This window comes from Nitrincola alkalilacustris, from assembly GCF_008973755.1.
Classification (GTDB): Bacteria; Pseudomonadota; Gammaproteobacteria; order Pseudomonadales; family Balneatricaceae; genus Nitrincola; species Nitrincola alkalilacustris.
The window spans coordinates 556,196-574,211 of sequence record NZ_WBOM01000001.1 but is presented as its reverse complement, the minus strand read 5'-3'; the positions used below and the strand labels follow the sequence as shown (position 1 = coordinate 574,211).

Here is an 18,016-nt window from a genome sequence, read left to right as displayed (position 1 = left end):
CTGTGTGCTCGCAGGTGTTTACATTTCGGTCTTGGGTGGCTCGACACCGAGCCGCTGAGCAGCAATCACGGCCTGGGTTCGGCTATGTACACCGAGCTTGCGCAGAATCGCCGTGACATGCGCCTTGATGGTCGCTTCCGAAACACTCAGTTCATAAGCGATCTGCTTGTTGAGCAGGCCTTCTGTCAGCATGGTCAGAACACGAAACTGTTGCGGTGTCAGCGATGCCAAGGCGGAGGCAAACTGATAATCCTCTTCCGAGACATCATCAAGACTGTCACTGATCTCCTGAGGCAACCACTCATCGCCCTGCAACACCACGGTAATCGCCTCGGAGATGGTTTCAAGAGGCGCCGACTTGGGAATGAAACCGGACGCACCATAATCCATGGCACGTTTCATCACATGCGGCTCCTCACTGCCAGAAACCACGATCACCGGCATGCCGGGATGCTGGCCGCGCAGAAAAACCAGTCCGGAAAATCCATGAGCACCCGGCATGTGAATGTCCAGAAGGATAAGGTCGGCATCACTGTTCTCTTCAGCACAGGCCTGTACGGCAGAAAGTGAGTCGGCCTCAACTATCTGAACCCCCGGTGCGGCCTGAAGAACAGCCTGCTTGAGTGCTGCCCGAAACAGCGGGTGGTCATCAGCAATTATTACCTTCTGAGCCAGTTGCATATCGTTATTCTCCTGAGCTGGCATTCGAAAACGGATCAATCCTCACGAAGTAACGCGAACACATTACCTCAAGGTTTAAACCGTTAATATACGGGATATTATCGCTGCATGAAATGCAAAAACGCCCCTCCGGTATCAACCGGAAGGGCGTGAGGGTGATTTAGTGTGATTCAGATCAGCTTTTGCGATTCATACGCTCTTCAATCAGGCTATCCACCACTGTCGGATCTGCCAGTGTTGAGGTATCCCCCAGAGCACTGAAATCATCCTCGGCGATCTTGCGCAAGATGCGGCGCATGATCTTGCCAGAGCGGGTTTTCGGCATGCCCGGCGCAAACTGAATCAGATCCGGTGACGCGATCGGGCCGATCTCGGCACGTACCCAGTCACGCAGCTCTTTTTTCAACTCATCCGAGTGGTCATAACCTGCCTTCAGCGTGACATAAACATAGATCCCCTGACCCTTGAGGTCATGTGGATAACCCACCACGGCAGCCTCGGCCACGGCTTCGTGCGCCACCAGTGCCGATTCGATCTCTGCCGTACCCATACGGTGGCCGGAAACGTTGATCACGTCATCCACACGGCCTGTGATCCAGTAGTAGCCGTCTTCATCGCGGCGCACACCATCACCGGTGACATAGCTGCCAGGGAAAGTGGAGAAGTAAGTCTGCACAAAGCGCTCATGATCACCCCAGATGGAGCGGCTCTGACCCGGCCAGGAGTCCTTGATCACCAGATTGCCTTCACCGGCTCCTTCTACTTCCTTGCCTTCGTTATCCACCAGCGCCGGCTGTACGCCGAAGAATGGCAGAGTGGCTGAACCAGGCTTGGTATCAGTGGCACCCGGTAGCGGCACAATCATGATGCCGCCGGTCTCGGTCTGCCACCAGGTGTCGACGATCGGGCAGCGGCCCTTGCCGAACACGCGGTGATACCAGGTCCAGGCTTCGGGGTTGATCGGCTCACCGACCGAGCCCAGCAGTTTCAGGCTGGACAGATCAGCATCGCCCAGCACATCCTCACCGCGCTGCATCAGTGCACGGATCGCAGTCGGTGCGGTGTAGAACTGATTAACCTTGTGCTTCTCGATCACACGTCCAAAACGGCTGTTATCGGGATAGTTGGGCACACCCTCGAACATCACGGTGGTAGCACCATTGGCCAGCGGGCCATAGACAATATAGCTGTGACCGGTGACCCAGCCGACATCGGCGGTACACCAGTAGATATCCCCTTCGTGATAATCGAACACATACTGATGGGTCATGGCGGCATACACCATGTAACCACCGGTGGTGTGCTGCAGCCCCTTCGGCATGCCGGTGGAGCCGGAGGTGTAGAGGATGAACATCGGATCTTCGGCGTTCATCGCTTCCGGCGCGCAGTCGGCAGAAGCTGTTGCAGTGATCTCGTGATACCACAGATCACGCTCTGGGAACCAGGCAGTCTCTTTCGTGGTGCGCTGTACCACGACCACCTTTTCGCAATACTTAGCCGCACCCGGCTCTTTCAGAGCCTCATCGACATTGGCTTTGAGCGGAATCTGCTTGCCCCCACGCAGCGAGTAGTTGGAGGTGACCACCAGCTTCGACTGGGCGCCTTCGACACGACTGGCCAGCGCCTCTGGCGAGAAGCCACCGAACACGACCGAGTGGATCGCGCCGATACGCGTACAGGCCAGCATCGCGACAGCGGCTTCAGGGATCATCGGCATGTAGATGGTGACCACATCGCCCCTGTTGATGCCCTGTGCCTTGAGTGCATTGGCAAAACGACACACACTCTCATGCAACTGGCGATAGGTGATCTTCTGGTCTTCGTCGGGGCTGTCGCCCTCCCAGATGATCGCCACCTGATCGCCACGGGTCGCCAGATGGCGATCCAGGCAGTTGGCTGATGCGTTCAGCGTGCCATCTTCAAACCATTTGATGGAGACATTGTGCGTATCAAAAGAGGTGTTTTTCACCTTGGTATAGGGCTTGATCCAGTCAAGACGCTTGCCCTGCTCACCCCAGAAGGCATCAGGGTCCTGAATTGACTGGGCGTACATCGCCTCATAGGTGGCTTTGTCGGCATGTGACTTGGCAGCAAATGCCGGATCGACGGGATAAAGGTTTTCTTGACTCATGAAAATGCCCTTCACTTGAGATTTGTTTTTATCGTGTTTGGCGCCATGTCTGTAGCGAAAACTGTAACCAATAGCTCAGTAAGAATCAGCTTAGTACGAATTTCTGATAGCGCGCGGCAAACTTTGATCCGATTTAAACAGATCCTGTCAGCTGCCCATAAGTAGACATTCGTCTGAGAAAGGGGGCTACATTAGTCCTATATGATACTTCGACCACCCATAATGGTGCCTATCAGATGTCAGGCTCTACGCCCTCTTCACGCATGCGCGCCAGCTTGTAACGCAGTGTCCGCGGGCTGATGCCAAGCTGTTCGGCGGCCAGTTTGCGACTGCCACGATGCTGTCGCAGCGCGTCTATGATCAGTTGGTACTCATGTTGCCGCAGATCCTGCCCGAGCAAACCACCAGACTCATCCTCCTCAACAGCAGGCACAGACTGTCGCTCGCCAGTCGGCTCCAACACTCTGGACAGCTGAATCGCACCGGCTTCAAGATGCAGGTCCTGAGGCATGATCACTGCACCAGACTGCAGAATCATCGCGCGCTGAATCACATTATCCAGCTCTCGCACATTACCCGGCCATTGATGCTGCTGGATCAATTCGCAAGCCTCTGAGCTGAGCCGCATTCCCTGACGGCGCATTTTACGCCCGTGATGCTCCAGCAGTTGCCTGGCCAGTGGGACAATATCCTCACGCCGCTCGCGCAGGGGCTGCCACTGCAGCGGAAAGACATTCAAGCGATAGTACAGATCCTCGCGAAAGCGCTTTTCGGCAACATACTCTTCGAGCTTGCGGTTACTGGTTGCCAGCACCCGCACATCCAGCTTGATCAGTTTGCGGCCGCCGATACGCTCGACCTCCTGCTCCTGCAGCACACGCAGTATCTTGGCCTGCAGCCCGAGATCCATCTCACTGATCTCATCCAGCAACAGAGTCCCGCCGTTGGCCTGCTCAAACTTACCCGGTGCACTGGCATAAGCGCCGGTAAAAGCGCCCTTCTCATGCCCGAACAGCGTCGCTTCCAGCATATTTTCAGGTATTGCTGCACAGTTGATCGCCACAAAGGGCTGGTCGGAACGCGCTGAATGCTGATGAATATAACGCGCCAGCACCTCCTTACCTGTTCCTGACTCCCCGGTAATCAGTACGGTCGAGTCGGTTGTCGCCACTCGCCTTGCCAGCTCCAGCAACTGACGCGAACCGGGTGCTTCCGCGACAGGCTCCAGCCGCTCTCCCTTATCCGGCACACCTGACACCTGCGACCGGATCAGCGCGATCAACTGCTCCGGCTCAAAGGGCTTCATCAGATAATCGACAGCTCCTTTGCGAATCGCATCCACCGCTTTTTCGACCTGTCCGTAAGCAGTAATCAGAGCCACCGGCAGTACCGGATACTGCTGCCTGAGGTATGCCAGCAACTCATGGCCGTCCATGCCGGGCATGTTAACGTCACTGATCACCATATCCACCGTCTGCTCTTTCAGCAGAGCAACGGCTTCCTCACCATTTCCGGCCTCTACATAATCAATACCGGCCAGCGCCAGCGTATCCACCAGTGCCTCCCGCAGGTCCAGATCATCCTCAACTATCAGTATCCTTGGCATCATTTCACTCAATATTTACAGATCACTATTCAAGCAGCATACAGGGCAATACGAAAGCCGCGACAGTTCCCTGGCCCGGCGTGGATTGCAACTCAAACACTCCATGATGCGCCCGCGCGATGGCATGCGCGATGGCCAGCCCCAGCCCCGTACCATGCGATTTGGTGGTATAAAAGGGCTCCTGCGCTTTCAGCAGTTCGGACTCATCCATACCCGGCCCATCATCCCGGACCGCGATTCGCAGCTTATCGGACTCCTGCGAAACCGTCACACTCAGCTCGCAACCTTTTCCGGCCGCCTGCAAGGCATTATTGACCAGATTCAGCAGCGCTCCGAGCAGCATCTCCAGATTACACTGTAGCTGAAGACTTGGTGCCTGATTGATAAAGTCACAGTCGGCATCATACTGAACCAATGGCTGATCCAGCAGTTCCTCTATGCGCAGCAGAAGATCATCACTGCTGATGCGATTCTCAAGGCGCGTCTCGCCTCTGGCGAAAACCAGCATATCGCGCACCTGCTGCTCCAGATGCACCAGCCGTGCCTTGACCTTACCGGCGAAGCGAATGCGTTGCTCATCACTGACCTCATCCGCCATCAAGTGACTGGCATAGAGCAGTGCTGCCGAGAGCGGAGTTCTGACCTGATGCGCCAGCGAAGCCATCATGCGCCCCATCTCAGACAGACGCTGATAGTGGTGCAACTTGGCCTGCAGATCACGGGTCTGGGTCTGGTCGGAAATAAACACCAGCTGGCCTGGCTCATCCGGCAACGCCAGTGTTGCCAGACTTACCCGCTTACCGTTCTTGAGCGACACTTCATGGCCATCATCCGGCCTCGGCGCAAAGCAGGCCGTGATGATACTGAGCCAGGATTCACCTTCCAGAGCGACACCCAGCAACGCCTCAGCCGCCGGATTACACTCACTGACCATCCCGCGATTATCGATGATCAACACACCGTTGGGCATCAGTGCGATCATATTGCGCAATCGACGCCCCTCAAGCTGCTCCTGACGTGCGGCCTCAAGCTGCGCCTCCAGATCCTTTATTCGCTGCAGCAGCAACTGCTCCTCAGACTCAGTCATGCTCTGGAGATCCCATATTTACGCATTTTCTCCACCAGTGTGGTGCGTCTGATTCTGAGATGTTTTGCAGCTCTGGCGACCACCTGCTCCGTGGCATCCAGCGCCTGCTCAATCAGGGATCGCTCCAGAGTTTCCAGATGTTCTTTCAGATCCAGGCCTTGTGGTGGCAGGGTCACTGGCTCTGAATTCGACCCAGCGCTCTGACAAAAAGTCTGACCAAAAGTCTGCACCGCCTCAACTGCCTGACCATTGACTGGTATTGACGCATTGTCAAATGCCATCTGCGCGGCAAACTGGTAGCGCTCCGGGTCTGGCTCTTCGACCTGTCGGAATTTCAGTGGCAACTCCGACACACCAATTACGCCATCCGGATACATGATGGTCAGCCGTTCCAGCAGATTAGCCAGCTCACGGACATTACCGGGCCAGGCATAGCGATAAAGCGATTCCATCGCCGAACTGTGCAGATGCAACCGACCATTACCCTGTGCCTGCAAACGACCACACAGCTCACCGATCAACTGCTGCAGATCCTCCAGCCGCTCTCTCAGTGGTGGCATCTCAATGGGGAAAATATTCAAACGATAATAGAGATCCTCCCTGAACTGACCCTCAGCAATCATCTGCTCCAGATCCTTATGGGTGGCGGCAATGATCCGCACATCCACCTCCAGAGTTTTGCTGCCACCTACACGCTCAAACTGACGCTCCTGCAACACACGCAGCAGTTTGACCTGCATCGGCAACGGCATATCCCCTATCTCATCCAGAAACAGCGTACCACCATCGGCCAACTCAAAACGCCCAGCCCGACTGGAGATGGCACCGGTGAAAGCGCCTTTCTCATGCCCGAACAGCTCACTCTCCAACAGCTCGGAAGGTATGGCACCACAGTTGACCGGTACAAAGGGACCGTTACAACGCCCAGAGTGATCATGCAGAGCTCTGGCAACCACCTCTTTACCCGTACCGGATTCACCGGTAATCAACACGCCGATATCCCGATCCGCAACCTGAGCAATAAGACGACGCACCTGCTGCATGGCAGCACTGGACCCGACCAGGCCATCAAACTGTGTATCCACCCGCTCGCTCAGTCCAGCAGACTTGAGCACCTGAGCCCGATGCAACAGATCCAGCAACTGCGACTGACGATAGGGAGGCTCAAAATAACCGATCACTGAGGCCGCCACAGGTTCATCCAACCGATCCAGCTCCTGCCAGCGGTTCAGCAACAGCACCGGAGTGCGGATCGAATCAGGGTTGAGGTCGTGAAGAAATTTGGCCAACGAAATCGGCAGGCTGCTTTCGCCCAGCATCAACAGTGAACAGCCAGACCAGTCAAACGTGCGACTTTCCTGCAGCCAGACAACAAACTCGAAGCCCCTGCAACTCAATCCGGCAAATTCACACAGCGCCATCAGGCGCTCACGCCTCTCTCGATTATCATCAATCAGAATGAGTTGTGTATTAACGGATTCCATGGCCCAGTCCAGATAGTCAATTTTCAGTCACAAGTATCGTGATATATTCCGAATGTGTCAATTTATTGTCCATTCACAGAACCAATTTTTCTCATCTCTACAACTTCAGACTCAAACACTCCACAACTCGGCCGATATCACTTAGGATAGGGCTACACTTAGTTAAGTGTAACGACTTGAATTATATGCAGTGCCGCTGTTGAGGATATGCACACCTCCGGGCGGTAGCGTGCCTGAAGCAGCCAGAAGAAGACAAAATATGTTCAATAATAAGTCTATCCTGATCACCGGTGGCACAGGCTCATTCGGCCACCAGTATGTCAAAACGCTACTGCAACACCACCAACCGCGTCGCCTGATTATCTACTCGCGTGATGAGCTCAAGCAGTATGAGATGCAGCAGGTGTTTGATCAGAAGTGCATGCGCTATTTCATTGGTGATGTACGGGACAAGGAGCGGCTTGTACAGGCGATGCGTGATGTGGACTTCGTGATCCATGCGGCAGCCCTGAAACAGGTACCTGCGGCCGAATACAACCCGATGGAGTGTATCAAGACCAATATCCATGGCGCCGAGAATGTTATCCATGCAGCACTGGCAAACAATGTCGACAAGGTCATTGCACTATCCACTGATAAGGCCGCCAACCCAGTTAATCTTTATGGCGCTACCAAACTCGCATCCGACAAGCTATTCGTGGCCGCCAATAATATGGCAGGCAAACTGAAAACCCAGTTTTCAGTAGTGCGCTACGGCAATGTCGTTGGCTCACGCGGTTCGGTGGTCCCCTACTTCAACAAGCTGCTGGCAGAGGGAACGGATCACCTACCGATTACCGATCCGCGCATGACCCGCTTCTGGATCACTCTTCAACAGGGCGTGGATTTTGTACTGAAGAATTTTCAGCGCATGCATGGTGGCGAGATCTTTGTTCCCAAAATACCCTCTATCCGGATCACTGATCTGGCAGAAGCTCTCGCACCAGGCATGCCACTCAAAACCATAGGCATCAGGCCGGGTGAAAAACTGCATGAGATCATGTGCCCGAGTGATGACTCGCATCTGACGTTGGAGTTTAGTGACCACTATGTCATTAGACCTACTATTCGCTATAACTCACGCAGCAATCATTTCTCACCAAATGAGCTGGGTGAAGTCGGGATTGAGGTAGCACAGGGGTTCGAATACAACTCCGGTACTAATCCACAGTTTCTGACGCCGGACGAAATATTACGTTACAACGAGCTGAGCGAAGAGGTTTAAACATGATCCCCTACGGACGGCAGGACATACAGCAAGAGGACATAGACGCTGTTATCAAGGTTCTGAAATCCGACCTCCTGACACAGGGACCTGCCGTACAGAACTTTGAGCAAGCGCTTGCCAATTATTGCAGGGTACCCCATGCAGTTGCGGTCAACAGCGCTACCTCCGCCCTCCACCTTGCCTGCCTGGCACTGGATCTGAGTGAAGGAGACTGGCTCTGGACCTCTCCAATCACCTTTGTTGCATCCGCCAACTGCGCTCGCTACTGCGGTGCCCAGGTTGATTTTGTTGATATTGATCCACAGACAGGCAACCTCTGCCCCAAAGCGCTTGAAACCAAACTGATCAAGGCGGAGCAGGAAGGAAAGCTGCCGAGCATTGTTATCCCTGTCCACCTGTGCGGACAACCCTGCGACATGGCAGCGATCAGAGCCCTGGCCGACAAGTTCAGCTTTCGCATTATCGAGGATGCCTCGCATGCCATTGGCGCACAGTATCGTGGTGAGCCGGTAGGCAATTGTCGCTATAGTGATATCACGGTCTTCAGCTTTCATCCGGTCAAGATCATCACGACAGCAGAGGGTGGTGTCGCTACCACACGTAACTCCTCACTGGCAAAACACATGGCTCGCCTGCGCAGCCATGGCATTACGCGCGACCCTGACGAGATGACACATGAGCCAGATGGCGCCTGGTACTATCAACAGATAGAGCTCGGCTTCAATTACCGTATGACCGACCTTCAGGCTGCGCTGGGGTTATCACAGCTGAACCGCCTGGATCAGTATATTCAACGCCGCCAGCAACTGGCCACACGCTACGACCAACTGCTGACAGACCTGCCTCTGAGCAGACTGCAACAACACTCCGATAGCAAAAGCTCATGGCATCTTTATGTTATCCGCCTGCAAAGTGATCATCAGATGGCTCACAGAGAAGTTTTTGAAGCCATGCGTGCTGCAGGCATAGGTGTCAATCTGCACTACATCCCCGTGCACACCCAACCCTACTATCAGGAGATGGGTTTCAGGGAGGGGGATTACCCTGCAGCAGAAGCATATTATCGTGAAGCTATCACACTACCTCTACATGCAACACTGACGGATGAAGATCAGACCCGTGTTGCTGAAACACTGTCTGGGATTCTGCACCCATGAACGTAGCCATTATTCCTGCTCGTGGCGGTAGCAAGCGGATTCCACGTAAAAACATCAGGCTGTTCTGCGGCAAGCCGATGATCGTTTGGCCAATTGAAGCCGCTTTGAAAAGTGGCTGTTTTGACCGGGTAATCGTTTCGACCGATGATCCTGAAATTGCCGAGGTGGCTCGCTCGTATGGTGCGTCGACACCCTTCATGCGCCCCGTGGTGCTGTCAGATGACTTTACCGGAACCGGGGCCGTCACTCGACATGCCGTGGAATGGCTCCAGCAAGAGGGGCATGATCCTGAAGACGTGTGCTGCCTGTATGCCACAGCCCCTTTCGTCCGCCCCGAAGACCTCAGAAATGGCCAAGCGCTACTGAGATCAGGTAAAGCGGAGCAGGTCTTTACAGCAACAACCTTCCCCTTCCCTATTCAGCGTGCCATCAGAGTGACAGACAAGGGCTGCGAACCGATCTTTCCAGAGCATATTCGCAAACGCTCACAGGATCTTGAGGAGGCCTGGCACGACGCTGGTCAGTTTTACTGGGCCAGCGCCAAAACCTGGTGTACACCGGGACGCAGCATGTTCAGCGCAGGCTCAATACCACTGATACTGCCTCGCTATCGGGTACAGGACATCGATACTGAGGAAGACTGGATAATGGCAGAGTATCTGTTCGCTGCGCTGAGCCAGCGTGCTCACCAAGGCTGATTAAAGTTACAACTTAGAACAGCACAAGCCCCACTACTGATAACAGCAATAATACCGCAGTAACTGCCAGTGCAGATGTAAGGGCTGCGGTGATTCCAGCCGGGAAGCGACGGGTAAGACTAATATAGGGTGCCCGAGCTATTTTTTCGGCAGGAACTCCCAATTCGTCGGTCAACTTTTCTTTAATTTCATGGAAGTAAGTGCTGGCAATAACAATGCAGTCAATATTATCAATGTCATCCTTTAACTGCTGGGGGCTGATGACCAGCAAGCCACAAAATTGGCTACCATGCAGCTTTGAGTTATTGTCGCACACCGCCTCCACATGAAAACCGGGGCTAAGGTTAGTTAAGGCGCGCTCACCACCAGAACCCACACCGAAGACCACAGTGCGTAGTGGTGGTGCGTAATCCACCGCCAACAGTCCATCCTGATAATCATAACGGGTGCTGCCGCACCAACTACGTATTGCCAACAGCACCTGACTGGCTGCATAGCTCAAAACGCGCAACTTTGCAGAATAACCGCCCTTCATCAGCAAGAAGCGGTGATGTCGCCATATCAATTGTAGCCACAGCAATGAGACGACGGACACATCAGCAGTAATCATCCCCAGTTGTACCGCCTTACGGTAGTCAAGCCACTGTTGCGTAATCATCTGGTGTAGCCGGAACCCACCAACCTTATCACCAGCAAACTCTGTAGGGTTGCTTAGCAGGCTTTGATACAACAGTGGTATATTCAACACCTTAGGCTTTGGTTTAGCCGGTTTTGCAGTAAAGTTGTTTGCGTGACGGCGGTATTTAACCAGCACCTGTGGAAAGTAGTGCATGCCACCACTGAGAAGTGCCCTGAAATACATGAGATGATCTTCATAAGACGGTTCGGCAGCAGGCGTACCGAACTGCAGATAGACATCGCGCCGATAAGCAAGTGCTGCACCAATATAGGGTAGCGGAAAGGGGTATTGCAGATACTCTTGCAAGGCCATTTCTCTAGGCCACTTGTCTGGCTGGGACTGCACCTGATACTGTATCGTACGACTGCTGATTAATGGCTGCCCATACTCATCAATCTCTTCAAGGGCATGTGCAATTAGCGCTGGCTTACCACTGGCAAGCCACTCGTCTACGATTCGGCTGACTCTGTTCGGTGCAGAAATATCATCGCCAGCAGAGGCGACAACCAACTCTCCCTGAGCCAACTCCTCCATAATATGAATAAAATGACGCCCTATCCCGAGATTCTGTGGATTACGGTTTAGTATAATTTCATGACGACCCTGGTATTCAGCTACTAAGGCCTGCGCAATACTGAATGTCGCATCTGATGAGGCATCATCTGAAATGATAATTTGCAGATTTGTATAATCTTGGTTGAATGCGGCTTCAATCGCTGCAGCAATGAACTCGGTTTGCTGATAACAGAAAATAAACAGTGATACCCGGGGCAACTCATTCATGATCATTCCTGCAGTAAATTTCTATTTCATTTAAAGCGTAACAATTCTAATATACTTTAATCAAAAGTCACCATAGCAAGGTATTGAATGAACTGGAAGATTTTTTGGACGTTTCTTGTCTACCATTGGTATTATCATGCTGCGCTTATTGCCACCTGGCTTATTCCACGCAGTAGAAAAATCTGGGTGGTAGGTGGCTCTAAAGGTCTACGCTTTGCTGATAATGCTCGCCACTTCGCTTTACAGGCAAAACGCACATGGCCAAATCAAAAAATCGTCTGGATATCACCCTCTACTGAAGTAAGAGCTCAGGCAATTTGCGCTGGAATTCCCAGTCACCACCCAATCAGTCTGCTAGGTATTTGGTACTGTCTCAGAGCGAGTTGGCATATTTTTGATACCAGCATTAAAGATATAAGTGAATTTACTGGTATCGGAGCAAAATGGTTAAATTTGTGGCATGGCGTGCCTTTAAAAAGTTTGGACAATATGAAACCTTGGCCAAGTAATAACAGAATAAATCGTATTCATAACTGGTGGTATCGCAAAGACAGCCAATACCATAAAAAATATTTAACACACCCAACCCCACCTCATTTTGACTATCTGAGTGAGATATTCGATTTACCCCGCGGAAATATTATTACTTCAAACTTACCCAGAAATCAGCAAATTATTAGCAGCCATTACCCTGATTTATCGACTTCAGAACTTCAATTAAGACAGGAACTTGCACAAAGTAAAAGAACTGTAATTGGATACTTTCCAACTTGGAGAGATACCGGAATGGACAGATTCTTAGGGGCAGTTGGTATAAATGATATTAATGCGTTGAATGCACTATTGAAAGAACACGACGCGATACTGGTTACCAAATGGCATAGCTGCTCTTACCAGGAGTATAAGCATCGTGGGATGAGCCGGACTGCAGCTGAAATTGATGCAACATTGACCCAATCACCACACATCATGACACTGCCTTTTCAGTGTGATCTGAACACCATTCTTGATTGCTGCGACATTCTGATAAGTGACTACTCAGGTGTAATGATAGACTACTTATTACTCGATCGCCCCATCATACAAATCCCGTATGATCTCGATGAATATCGAATATTCACGGGGTTACTACCTGATTACGAACTACTATCTGCCTCTATCGGTCCAATGACTAAGAGTTTTTCACAGCTACTGCAACAGTTAGAACAATACTTGCTCAATAATGGTGACTGGCAAAGGGAATACAAAGCAAGTCATGAAAAAATAAAACATTATTATTTTGCAACAATAGAATGCACTGTTACGCTTGAAAAAACACTACAGCCAGTATAGCAAAAATAATGAAAATACAATGAATAAAAAAATCCAAAAGCCTGCCACTATACAGCCTGAAAAATAGTACAGCGGTTGCTCTTTTTCTAAAAAAGACGCTGGCAATCGGACTATTAAAGATGAAGAAATCCCCTCTTCGCAAACTAGTTGCCGGTGAATGTGTAGAGCATAAAGACTGGCTATAATAATTTTGTCAAATTTAAGAGAAATCAGATCTTTGGCAGATACGACTGGCTTCCCAAGAAAGCTCTTGCCGTGTTTTTTTGCATCATTATCAGCAAAAGCAACAATTTCATAATCATTTTTAAAGTAGTGATAGGCGCTTATGCCTCCCTTACTTGCACCAAAAATAACAATCTGTGGCTTCGCTGTCATAAAATAACCAATTAATAACTAATAAAACACTGATTTCAAAATCAGTCTAGCTTACCAAGTTACCCGCTAAAAAGCTGATATTCTCATAGCATCTTCTTGCTAAGCGTAGTTAATCTTGTGATGAGTACTCACAGCACGTTTAATCACTTCGGGTGGACACCACATCATAACGTCTAGTATCGACATTCCATGCTCATAACAAAAATTTCCAGTTGGATAAACAAATGGAGTAAACTCAGAGAATCCTAGTCTGACAGATGATAAACTAAAGGCTGCCGGATCAAATAATTCTCTGCCACTAGCAGGATTAATATAAGCAGAAGCACCATACTGCCGGCTTATTTCCAATGCCCAATCACCAGGCCTCATCTGTGGTGGGAACTTGAGTTCAAGCTCAGAACAGAGCTCATAATTAAAAGGAATGCCCAGGTAAGTCGTAACAGCCTTAAGAGCCTGAGTATTCAGCGTTACTAAACGATTATCAGAGACAGCAGCAAAACACTCTTGCACTAGAGCAATTACATCTTTGTAGTATGGTGCAGCCCTACTATAATGGCTGAGCTTGCCTAACAAGGCTGCACGACTAGCAACTAAATCCTGTACGACCACCTCAGAAGTATCTATGCCAAGCGTAGCGTTCGCAACAGGTACAGAAATATACTGCCATCCTTGTTTAGGGTGTAAAATACGGTTCCTGTTCATCCAGCTTTTACGGGTATACTGGCTAATATCAAATACAACCCAACGCTCACAGGCCGCTATCAGCGCAAAATGACCTAGGTATGGAAAAAAGTATGGCTGCATAATGCCTAACGTCATCGGTTTATCAGCCCGCTTATGGCGCTGGCCTGTTGCTGTATGCGTTTTATGAGGTCACATATTTTACCCGCTATTTGGATAGTTACACCAGCACCGACCGGCAGTTGCAAACAAGAGTGACAAAGCTTTTCGGTGCTCGGTAGCGGAGTATTTTGAGCAGAAAAAAATGGCTCAAACTCAATTGTCCGATGGACACCGGGATAAAAATAACGCCTTGCGTTAACATTTTCTGCTATCAAGGCATTTTGCAACTGATCTCGCGTCATACCAAACCTTTCATCTTCAACCAACACAACAATGTACTGATAATTAGATCGGCTTACACCGGCAGGTTTGACCAGTCGTATTCCTGTGATGCCACTCAGACCACTGGCATAACACCGATAAATATCTTCATTATGTTGCCTGTTTTTTTCAAAGTCTGCCAGATTCAGCAAACCAATCGCCGCTTGTGCCTCTGACATGCGAGCATTAATAACTTTTATATCATCTAGTGTCTGCGGCGTACCATAGCTAGGGCGCATTGATCTCAACCGGGAAGCAAGATCATCATTATTTGTTGTAATACATCCCCCCTCGGTGGTACTAAGCATTTTCGTGGCATGAAAGGAAAATACTTCAGCACTACCAAAACCGCCAATTTTTTTACCACCAACCTCACAGCCAGTAGCATGGGCAGAGTCAAATAACAGCTTGAGGTCGTGCTCTTCACACAATGCCTCGAGCTCCATTATCTGGCAAGCACCACCCCAAAGATTGACCGCCAGTACCGCTGAAACCTCGTCGTCAACCAACTGGCTAACTTTCTTCGGATCAAGCTGATGTGTTGTTGCATCTACATCACAAAAAACTGGTGTCAATTGCGTCCAAGCCAGAGCCTGCACTGAAGCAATAAAAGTAAAAGAGGGTACAATAACTTTTCCACTAATCCCCAATGACTCAACCAGCATCATCAGGCCAAAAGTGGCGTTGCTCACGCAAATAGCATGCTTAACACCGAAAAAATGCCCTAACTGCTGCTCAAACTGAGTCAATAGCGGACCATTATTATTGTAATAATTCCGGTCAAATATACCTCTCATTGCTACTTCATAGCGTTGCCATTGTGGAAAGTAAAGCTGGCCTACATTGATAGGCTGCTCAAAACTTGGCCTCCCGCCCAAAATGGCCAGTGCACTGATGTCGGTCATAGCAGAGTCTCCTGCAATGCACAGTTAATCTCATTGGAGTTTTCAAAAAGAAAAATCATCAAGCTGGCGATACTATTGATATCATCAGTGCTAACCTGCTGACCACATGGCAAATTCACAAAGCTCTGTGACAAGCGATCTGTCTGAGGTAAGTTCGCGGTCACATGAGGATAGTGCATGGTTTTATGGTGTAACGGAGGGTCGTAATATGCACGCGCCAAAACCTGCTCAGCATTTAAAATACGAAGAGTCTCAGCCCTGCTTAGTGGCCAAATATCTTCCATCCGAGCAACAATATTCTTGTAACCACAGCGCTGAGTCTCGTCAAACGCCAACAGGCTTATCCCAGGTACGGCAGTAAGTGCCTGCTGGTAGCATTGATAACGCTGTCTGTTTAACACAACTTGCTGCTCAATATCATCTAAGCTTGCCAACGCCATAGCTGCATGCATTTCGTTTAGCTTCGCATTAAGACCACCAGGAACTCCTATATGATCTATCGCGGTAAAACCGAATCCACGCTGTGCGGATAAAGTCTTGGCTAAAATTTCATCGTTGGTTGTAAGATAGCCTCCACCAAATCCATTCAGTAGCTTACAGGCATGTAATGAGAAACATTCTGCACGACCAAACCCGCCAATACGTCCTTCTGGCAAACTCTCATAAACTGACTCAACCGAATCAAACAGCAGGGGGATGCCATAGTCTTGGGCCATATCCTGCAATCTTTGCGCTTCAGCACAGTTGACAATAGGGTGGACACCTAGTATCAGCGCTGTTTGTGGTGTGATGCAGGACCGTACAGTTTCCTCTGTCATCGCTAAGGTATTAGGGTCCACCTCACAAAATCGTGGAGCAAGACCAGCCCAAGCACAAATATCGGTCATACGCCGATATGTTAGTGATGGGATAATAATTTCAGTACGTCCAGCTAATTTCAGATATCTTATAGCTAACGCTAATGCCCAAAAGCCACTAGAAAATACCAAACAATATTGTGTTTGATGAAAATCTGCCAATCGCTGCTGTAAAGCTTTAACATTCGGGCCATTATTCGTATATTGTTTTTGCTCGAAGAACAACCTGGAATAGCTAAGATATCGTTCTACATCTGGCCGAAGTAAATTTGAGGTTGACTTAGGCGAACTAAAGAGCGGTGCACCACCGAGCAGGGCAAGATCTTCTATCCGTCGCTTTACACTCAATTGATTGCTCCGTTTGCTAGGTATCATACAAAAAGCACTCAAGTTCTGTACCAATAATTTCTGAGTTGATGGCATCTATGATGCTGGGATCAAGTAGTTGGCGCCACTGCGCAATTTTATCCGGCCGCTTAAATACAGATCGTTTATTTTCATCGTGACGACTATGCGATTGCGCAATAAAATCAGCGGTTTGTTGATCAAAAGTCAACTGGCAAAAATCAAAAACCTGGCGCACCCCTCCACAGACATTTTTCATCAATTGATCGTACGACACCAGCATAAAACGATCCGGAAATGTCTCAGAAAGTTGCAAGGCTTGCCGGGTAACCATTTTCCAGTCATCGAAACCCCAAAACTCTCCAACTCCATTTTTTCGGCACGCGCCGCTCCGCCACTGCTGAGCCGGATCTGCCTCAGCAGGGAATTCATAAGGGTTGCTCAGCCATGATGCAATGCTGGCTCTAGGATCACGTACCAAGTGTACCACCCTCACGTTAGCATTCAGGTGCAATATAATAGGTGTTAAATGGTGAAAGCGGGTGGTTTTAATCACTAAATGTGAAGGTTCTAACAGTTGCTCAAATTCTGGAACAAGCCCCTGTTTACGAAGATAATTCTGATCCAGGTAATCAGATGATGTATGAAAAGTTTGATTAAACAACCACTGCCACTGCTCGGTACTACTGTTTTCATCCAACATATTTTTAAACTCATAGGAAAACAGCGGACAAAATTTCAAGCGCACATCCTTAGCAGATGCAAATACCTGAGACAACCAAGTTGTACCAGATCGAGGCATGCCGTTTAGCCAGACCACATCACTGAGCTTTAAAATTTCATTCATAAGTAAGCACCGCATCGAATCGATATTCACTTGCATAAAAATTGGGCGGCATTTTCTGGAACTCACAATTCCAGCCCGATTCAGTTACTATGCTCTTTATATCTTCCTGACTACGCCATTTTCCAATCGCTGTTGTCGTATCATTTAGTACCGACTCATTAACAACCACCTGCTTAAAAAACTTATTTGATTGTTCTTTATCGGGAATATTACCCCAAAAAATACGCTTTATATATGGAAAATTCGTCTTGACAAAATTAAGTTTATCAACAAGCAACTCATCACTCATATACTGCACCGCAGCATAACATAATAGCTTATTATAACTGTAAGAATTTGAAGCAGCCATTAACCCTGACATGACTGACGCAGGGAAAAAAATAAAATCAGGTTCGCGTTGAAAATTTTTTCTTGCAACCTCTATCAAAAAATCCGATATATCAAACCCTAAATACCCCTTGCAGTCGGCGAATAGATAATGTGATAAACTACCATTACCACAAGCAACCTCCAGCACTCTATCGCCTTCATCAAGCGATAGTCCTGTTTTAATCGCGTCAATAATTAAATTTATTTGCTCTTGCGATACAGGTTCCCCCTGATGTGTGCGACAAATCTGTACCAGCAGATCATCTGGATTGCAACCTCTAGCATGCTCATCGTAACTAAAGCTCATAT

16 protein-coding genes are annotated in these 18,016 nt (G+C 49.6%); 4 read left to right on the top strand and 12 right to left on the bottom strand.

What is annotated here, in order from left to right; translation table 11 throughout:
* Nucleotides 1-18: 18 nt before the first annotated feature.
* The 5 genes from F7R27_RS02635 to F7R27_RS02615 all read right to left on the bottom strand — a co-directional run bounded on the left by F7R27_RS02635 (nt 19) and on the right by F7R27_RS02615 (nt 6,989).
* Nucleotides 19-681, bottom strand: a complete 663-nt coding sequence (locus F7R27_RS02635; RefSeq protein WP_151702651.1) for a response regulator transcription factor — start codon at nt 679-681, stop codon at nt 19-21.
* 175 nt (nt 682-856) lie between these two features.
* Nucleotides 857-2,812, bottom strand: coding sequence for an acetate--CoA ligase (gene acs / locus F7R27_RS02630; protein ID WP_151702650.1), 1,956 nt, complete (start codon nt 2,810-2,812; stop codon nt 857-859).
* Between the two features lie 232 nt (nt 2,813-3,044).
* Nucleotides 3,045-4,421 carry a sigma-54-dependent transcriptional regulator gene (locus F7R27_RS02625; RefSeq protein ID WP_151702649.1) on the bottom strand — a complete coding sequence of 459 codons (1,377 nt, stop codon included), beginning with the start codon at nt 4,419-4,421 and terminating at the stop codon, nt 3,045-3,047.
* Between the two features lie 22 nt (nt 4,422-4,443).
* Nucleotides 4,444-5,505 carry a sensor histidine kinase gene (locus F7R27_RS02620; RefSeq protein WP_151702648.1) on the bottom strand — a complete coding sequence of 354 codons (1,062 nt, stop codon included), beginning with the start codon at nt 5,503-5,505 and terminating at the stop codon, nt 4,444-4,446.
* Nucleotides 5,502-6,989: a sigma-54 interaction domain-containing protein gene (locus F7R27_RS02615; protein WP_151702647.1), complete on the bottom strand. Its 1,488-nt coding sequence runs from the start codon at nt 6,987-6,989 to the stop codon at nt 5,502-5,504. Before F7R27_RS02615 ends, F7R27_RS02620 begins: the two co-directional genes overlap by 4 nt.
* 259 nt (nt 6,990-7,248) lie before the next feature.
* Here F7R27_RS02615 and pseB point away from each other — a divergent pair, with 259 nt between their 5' ends.
* From pseB to pseF, 3 genes are read left to right on the top strand one after another with little or no spacing between them, the layout of a single operon-like run.
* Nucleotides 7,249-8,253: a UDP-N-acetylglucosamine 4,6-dehydratase (inverting) gene (pseB, locus tag F7R27_RS02610; RefSeq protein WP_151702646.1), complete on the top strand. Its 1,005-nt coding sequence runs from the start codon at nt 7,249-7,251 to the stop codon at nt 8,251-8,253.
* A gap of 2 nt (nt 8,254-8,255) precedes the next feature.
* The gene (pseC, locus tag F7R27_RS02605; protein ID WP_151702645.1) at nt 8,256-9,413 is read left to right on the top strand and encodes a UDP-4-amino-4,6-dideoxy-N-acetyl-beta-L-altrosamine transaminase; all 1,158 of its coding nucleotides are present in this window, start codon (nt 8,256-8,258) and stop codon (nt 9,411-9,413) included.
* Nucleotides 9,410-10,111: a pseudaminic acid cytidylyltransferase gene (gene pseF / locus F7R27_RS02600; RefSeq protein ID WP_151702644.1), complete on the top strand. Its 702-nt coding sequence runs from the start codon at nt 9,410-9,412 to the stop codon at nt 10,109-10,111. Before pseC ends, pseF begins: the two co-directional genes overlap by 4 nt.
* Before the next feature lie 13 nt (nt 10,112-10,124).
* Here pseF and F7R27_RS02595 read toward each other — a convergent pair whose 3' ends face one another.
* Nucleotides 10,125-11,573: a glycosyltransferase gene (locus F7R27_RS02595; protein ID WP_168927406.1), complete on the bottom strand. Its 1,449-nt coding sequence runs from the start codon at nt 11,571-11,573 to the stop codon at nt 10,125-10,127.
* An 87-nt stretch (nt 11,574-11,660) separates the two neighbouring features.
* Here F7R27_RS02595 and F7R27_RS02590 point away from each other — a divergent pair, with 87 nt between their 5' ends.
* On the top strand, nt 11,661-12,905 hold the full coding sequence (locus tag F7R27_RS02590; RefSeq protein WP_151702642.1) for a CDP-glycerol glycerophosphotransferase family protein: 1,245 nt from the start codon (nt 11,661-11,663) through the stop codon (nt 12,903-12,905).
* Here F7R27_RS02590 and F7R27_RS02585 read toward each other — a convergent pair.
* From F7R27_RS02585 to F7R27_RS02560, 6 genes are all read right to left on the bottom strand, one after another.
* Entirely contained in the window at nt 12,891-13,280 is a 390-nt protein-coding gene (locus F7R27_RS02585) for a nucleoside-diphosphate sugar epimerase/dehydratase (RefSeq protein ID WP_151702641.1), read from the bottom strand. The two genes, F7R27_RS02590 and F7R27_RS02585, sit on opposite strands and share 15 nt — an antisense overlap.
* 99 nt (nt 13,281-13,379) lie before the next feature.
* Nucleotides 13,380-14,099, bottom strand: coding sequence for a WbqC family protein (locus tag F7R27_RS02580; RefSeq protein WP_206060345.1), 720 nt, complete (start codon nt 14,097-14,099; stop codon nt 13,380-13,382).
* The gene (locus F7R27_RS02575; protein ID WP_151702640.1) at nt 14,096-15,289 is read right to left on the bottom strand and encodes an aminotransferase class I/II-fold pyridoxal phosphate-dependent enzyme; all 1,194 of its coding nucleotides are present in this window, start codon (nt 15,287-15,289) and stop codon (nt 14,096-14,098) included. The genes F7R27_RS02580 and F7R27_RS02575 overlap by 4 nt, the downstream gene beginning before the upstream one ends.
* Entirely contained in the window at nt 15,286-16,494 is a 1,209-nt protein-coding gene (locus F7R27_RS02570; RefSeq protein ID WP_206060344.1) for an aminotransferase class I/II-fold pyridoxal phosphate-dependent enzyme, read from the bottom strand. Before F7R27_RS02570 ends, F7R27_RS02575 begins: the two co-directional genes overlap by 4 nt.
* Before the next feature lie 16 nt (nt 16,495-16,510).
* Complete coding sequence (locus F7R27_RS02565) at nt 16,511-17,338, bottom strand: sulfotransferase (protein ID WP_151702639.1); 828 nt, start codon at nt 17,336-17,338, stop codon at nt 16,511-16,513.
* On the bottom strand, nt 17,331-18,014 hold the full coding sequence (locus tag F7R27_RS02560; protein ID WP_151702638.1) for a class I SAM-dependent methyltransferase: 684 nt from the start codon (nt 18,012-18,014) through the stop codon (nt 17,331-17,333). The genes F7R27_RS02565 and F7R27_RS02560 overlap by 8 nt, the downstream gene beginning before the upstream one ends.
* Nucleotides 18,015-18,016 lie beyond the last annotated feature (2 nt).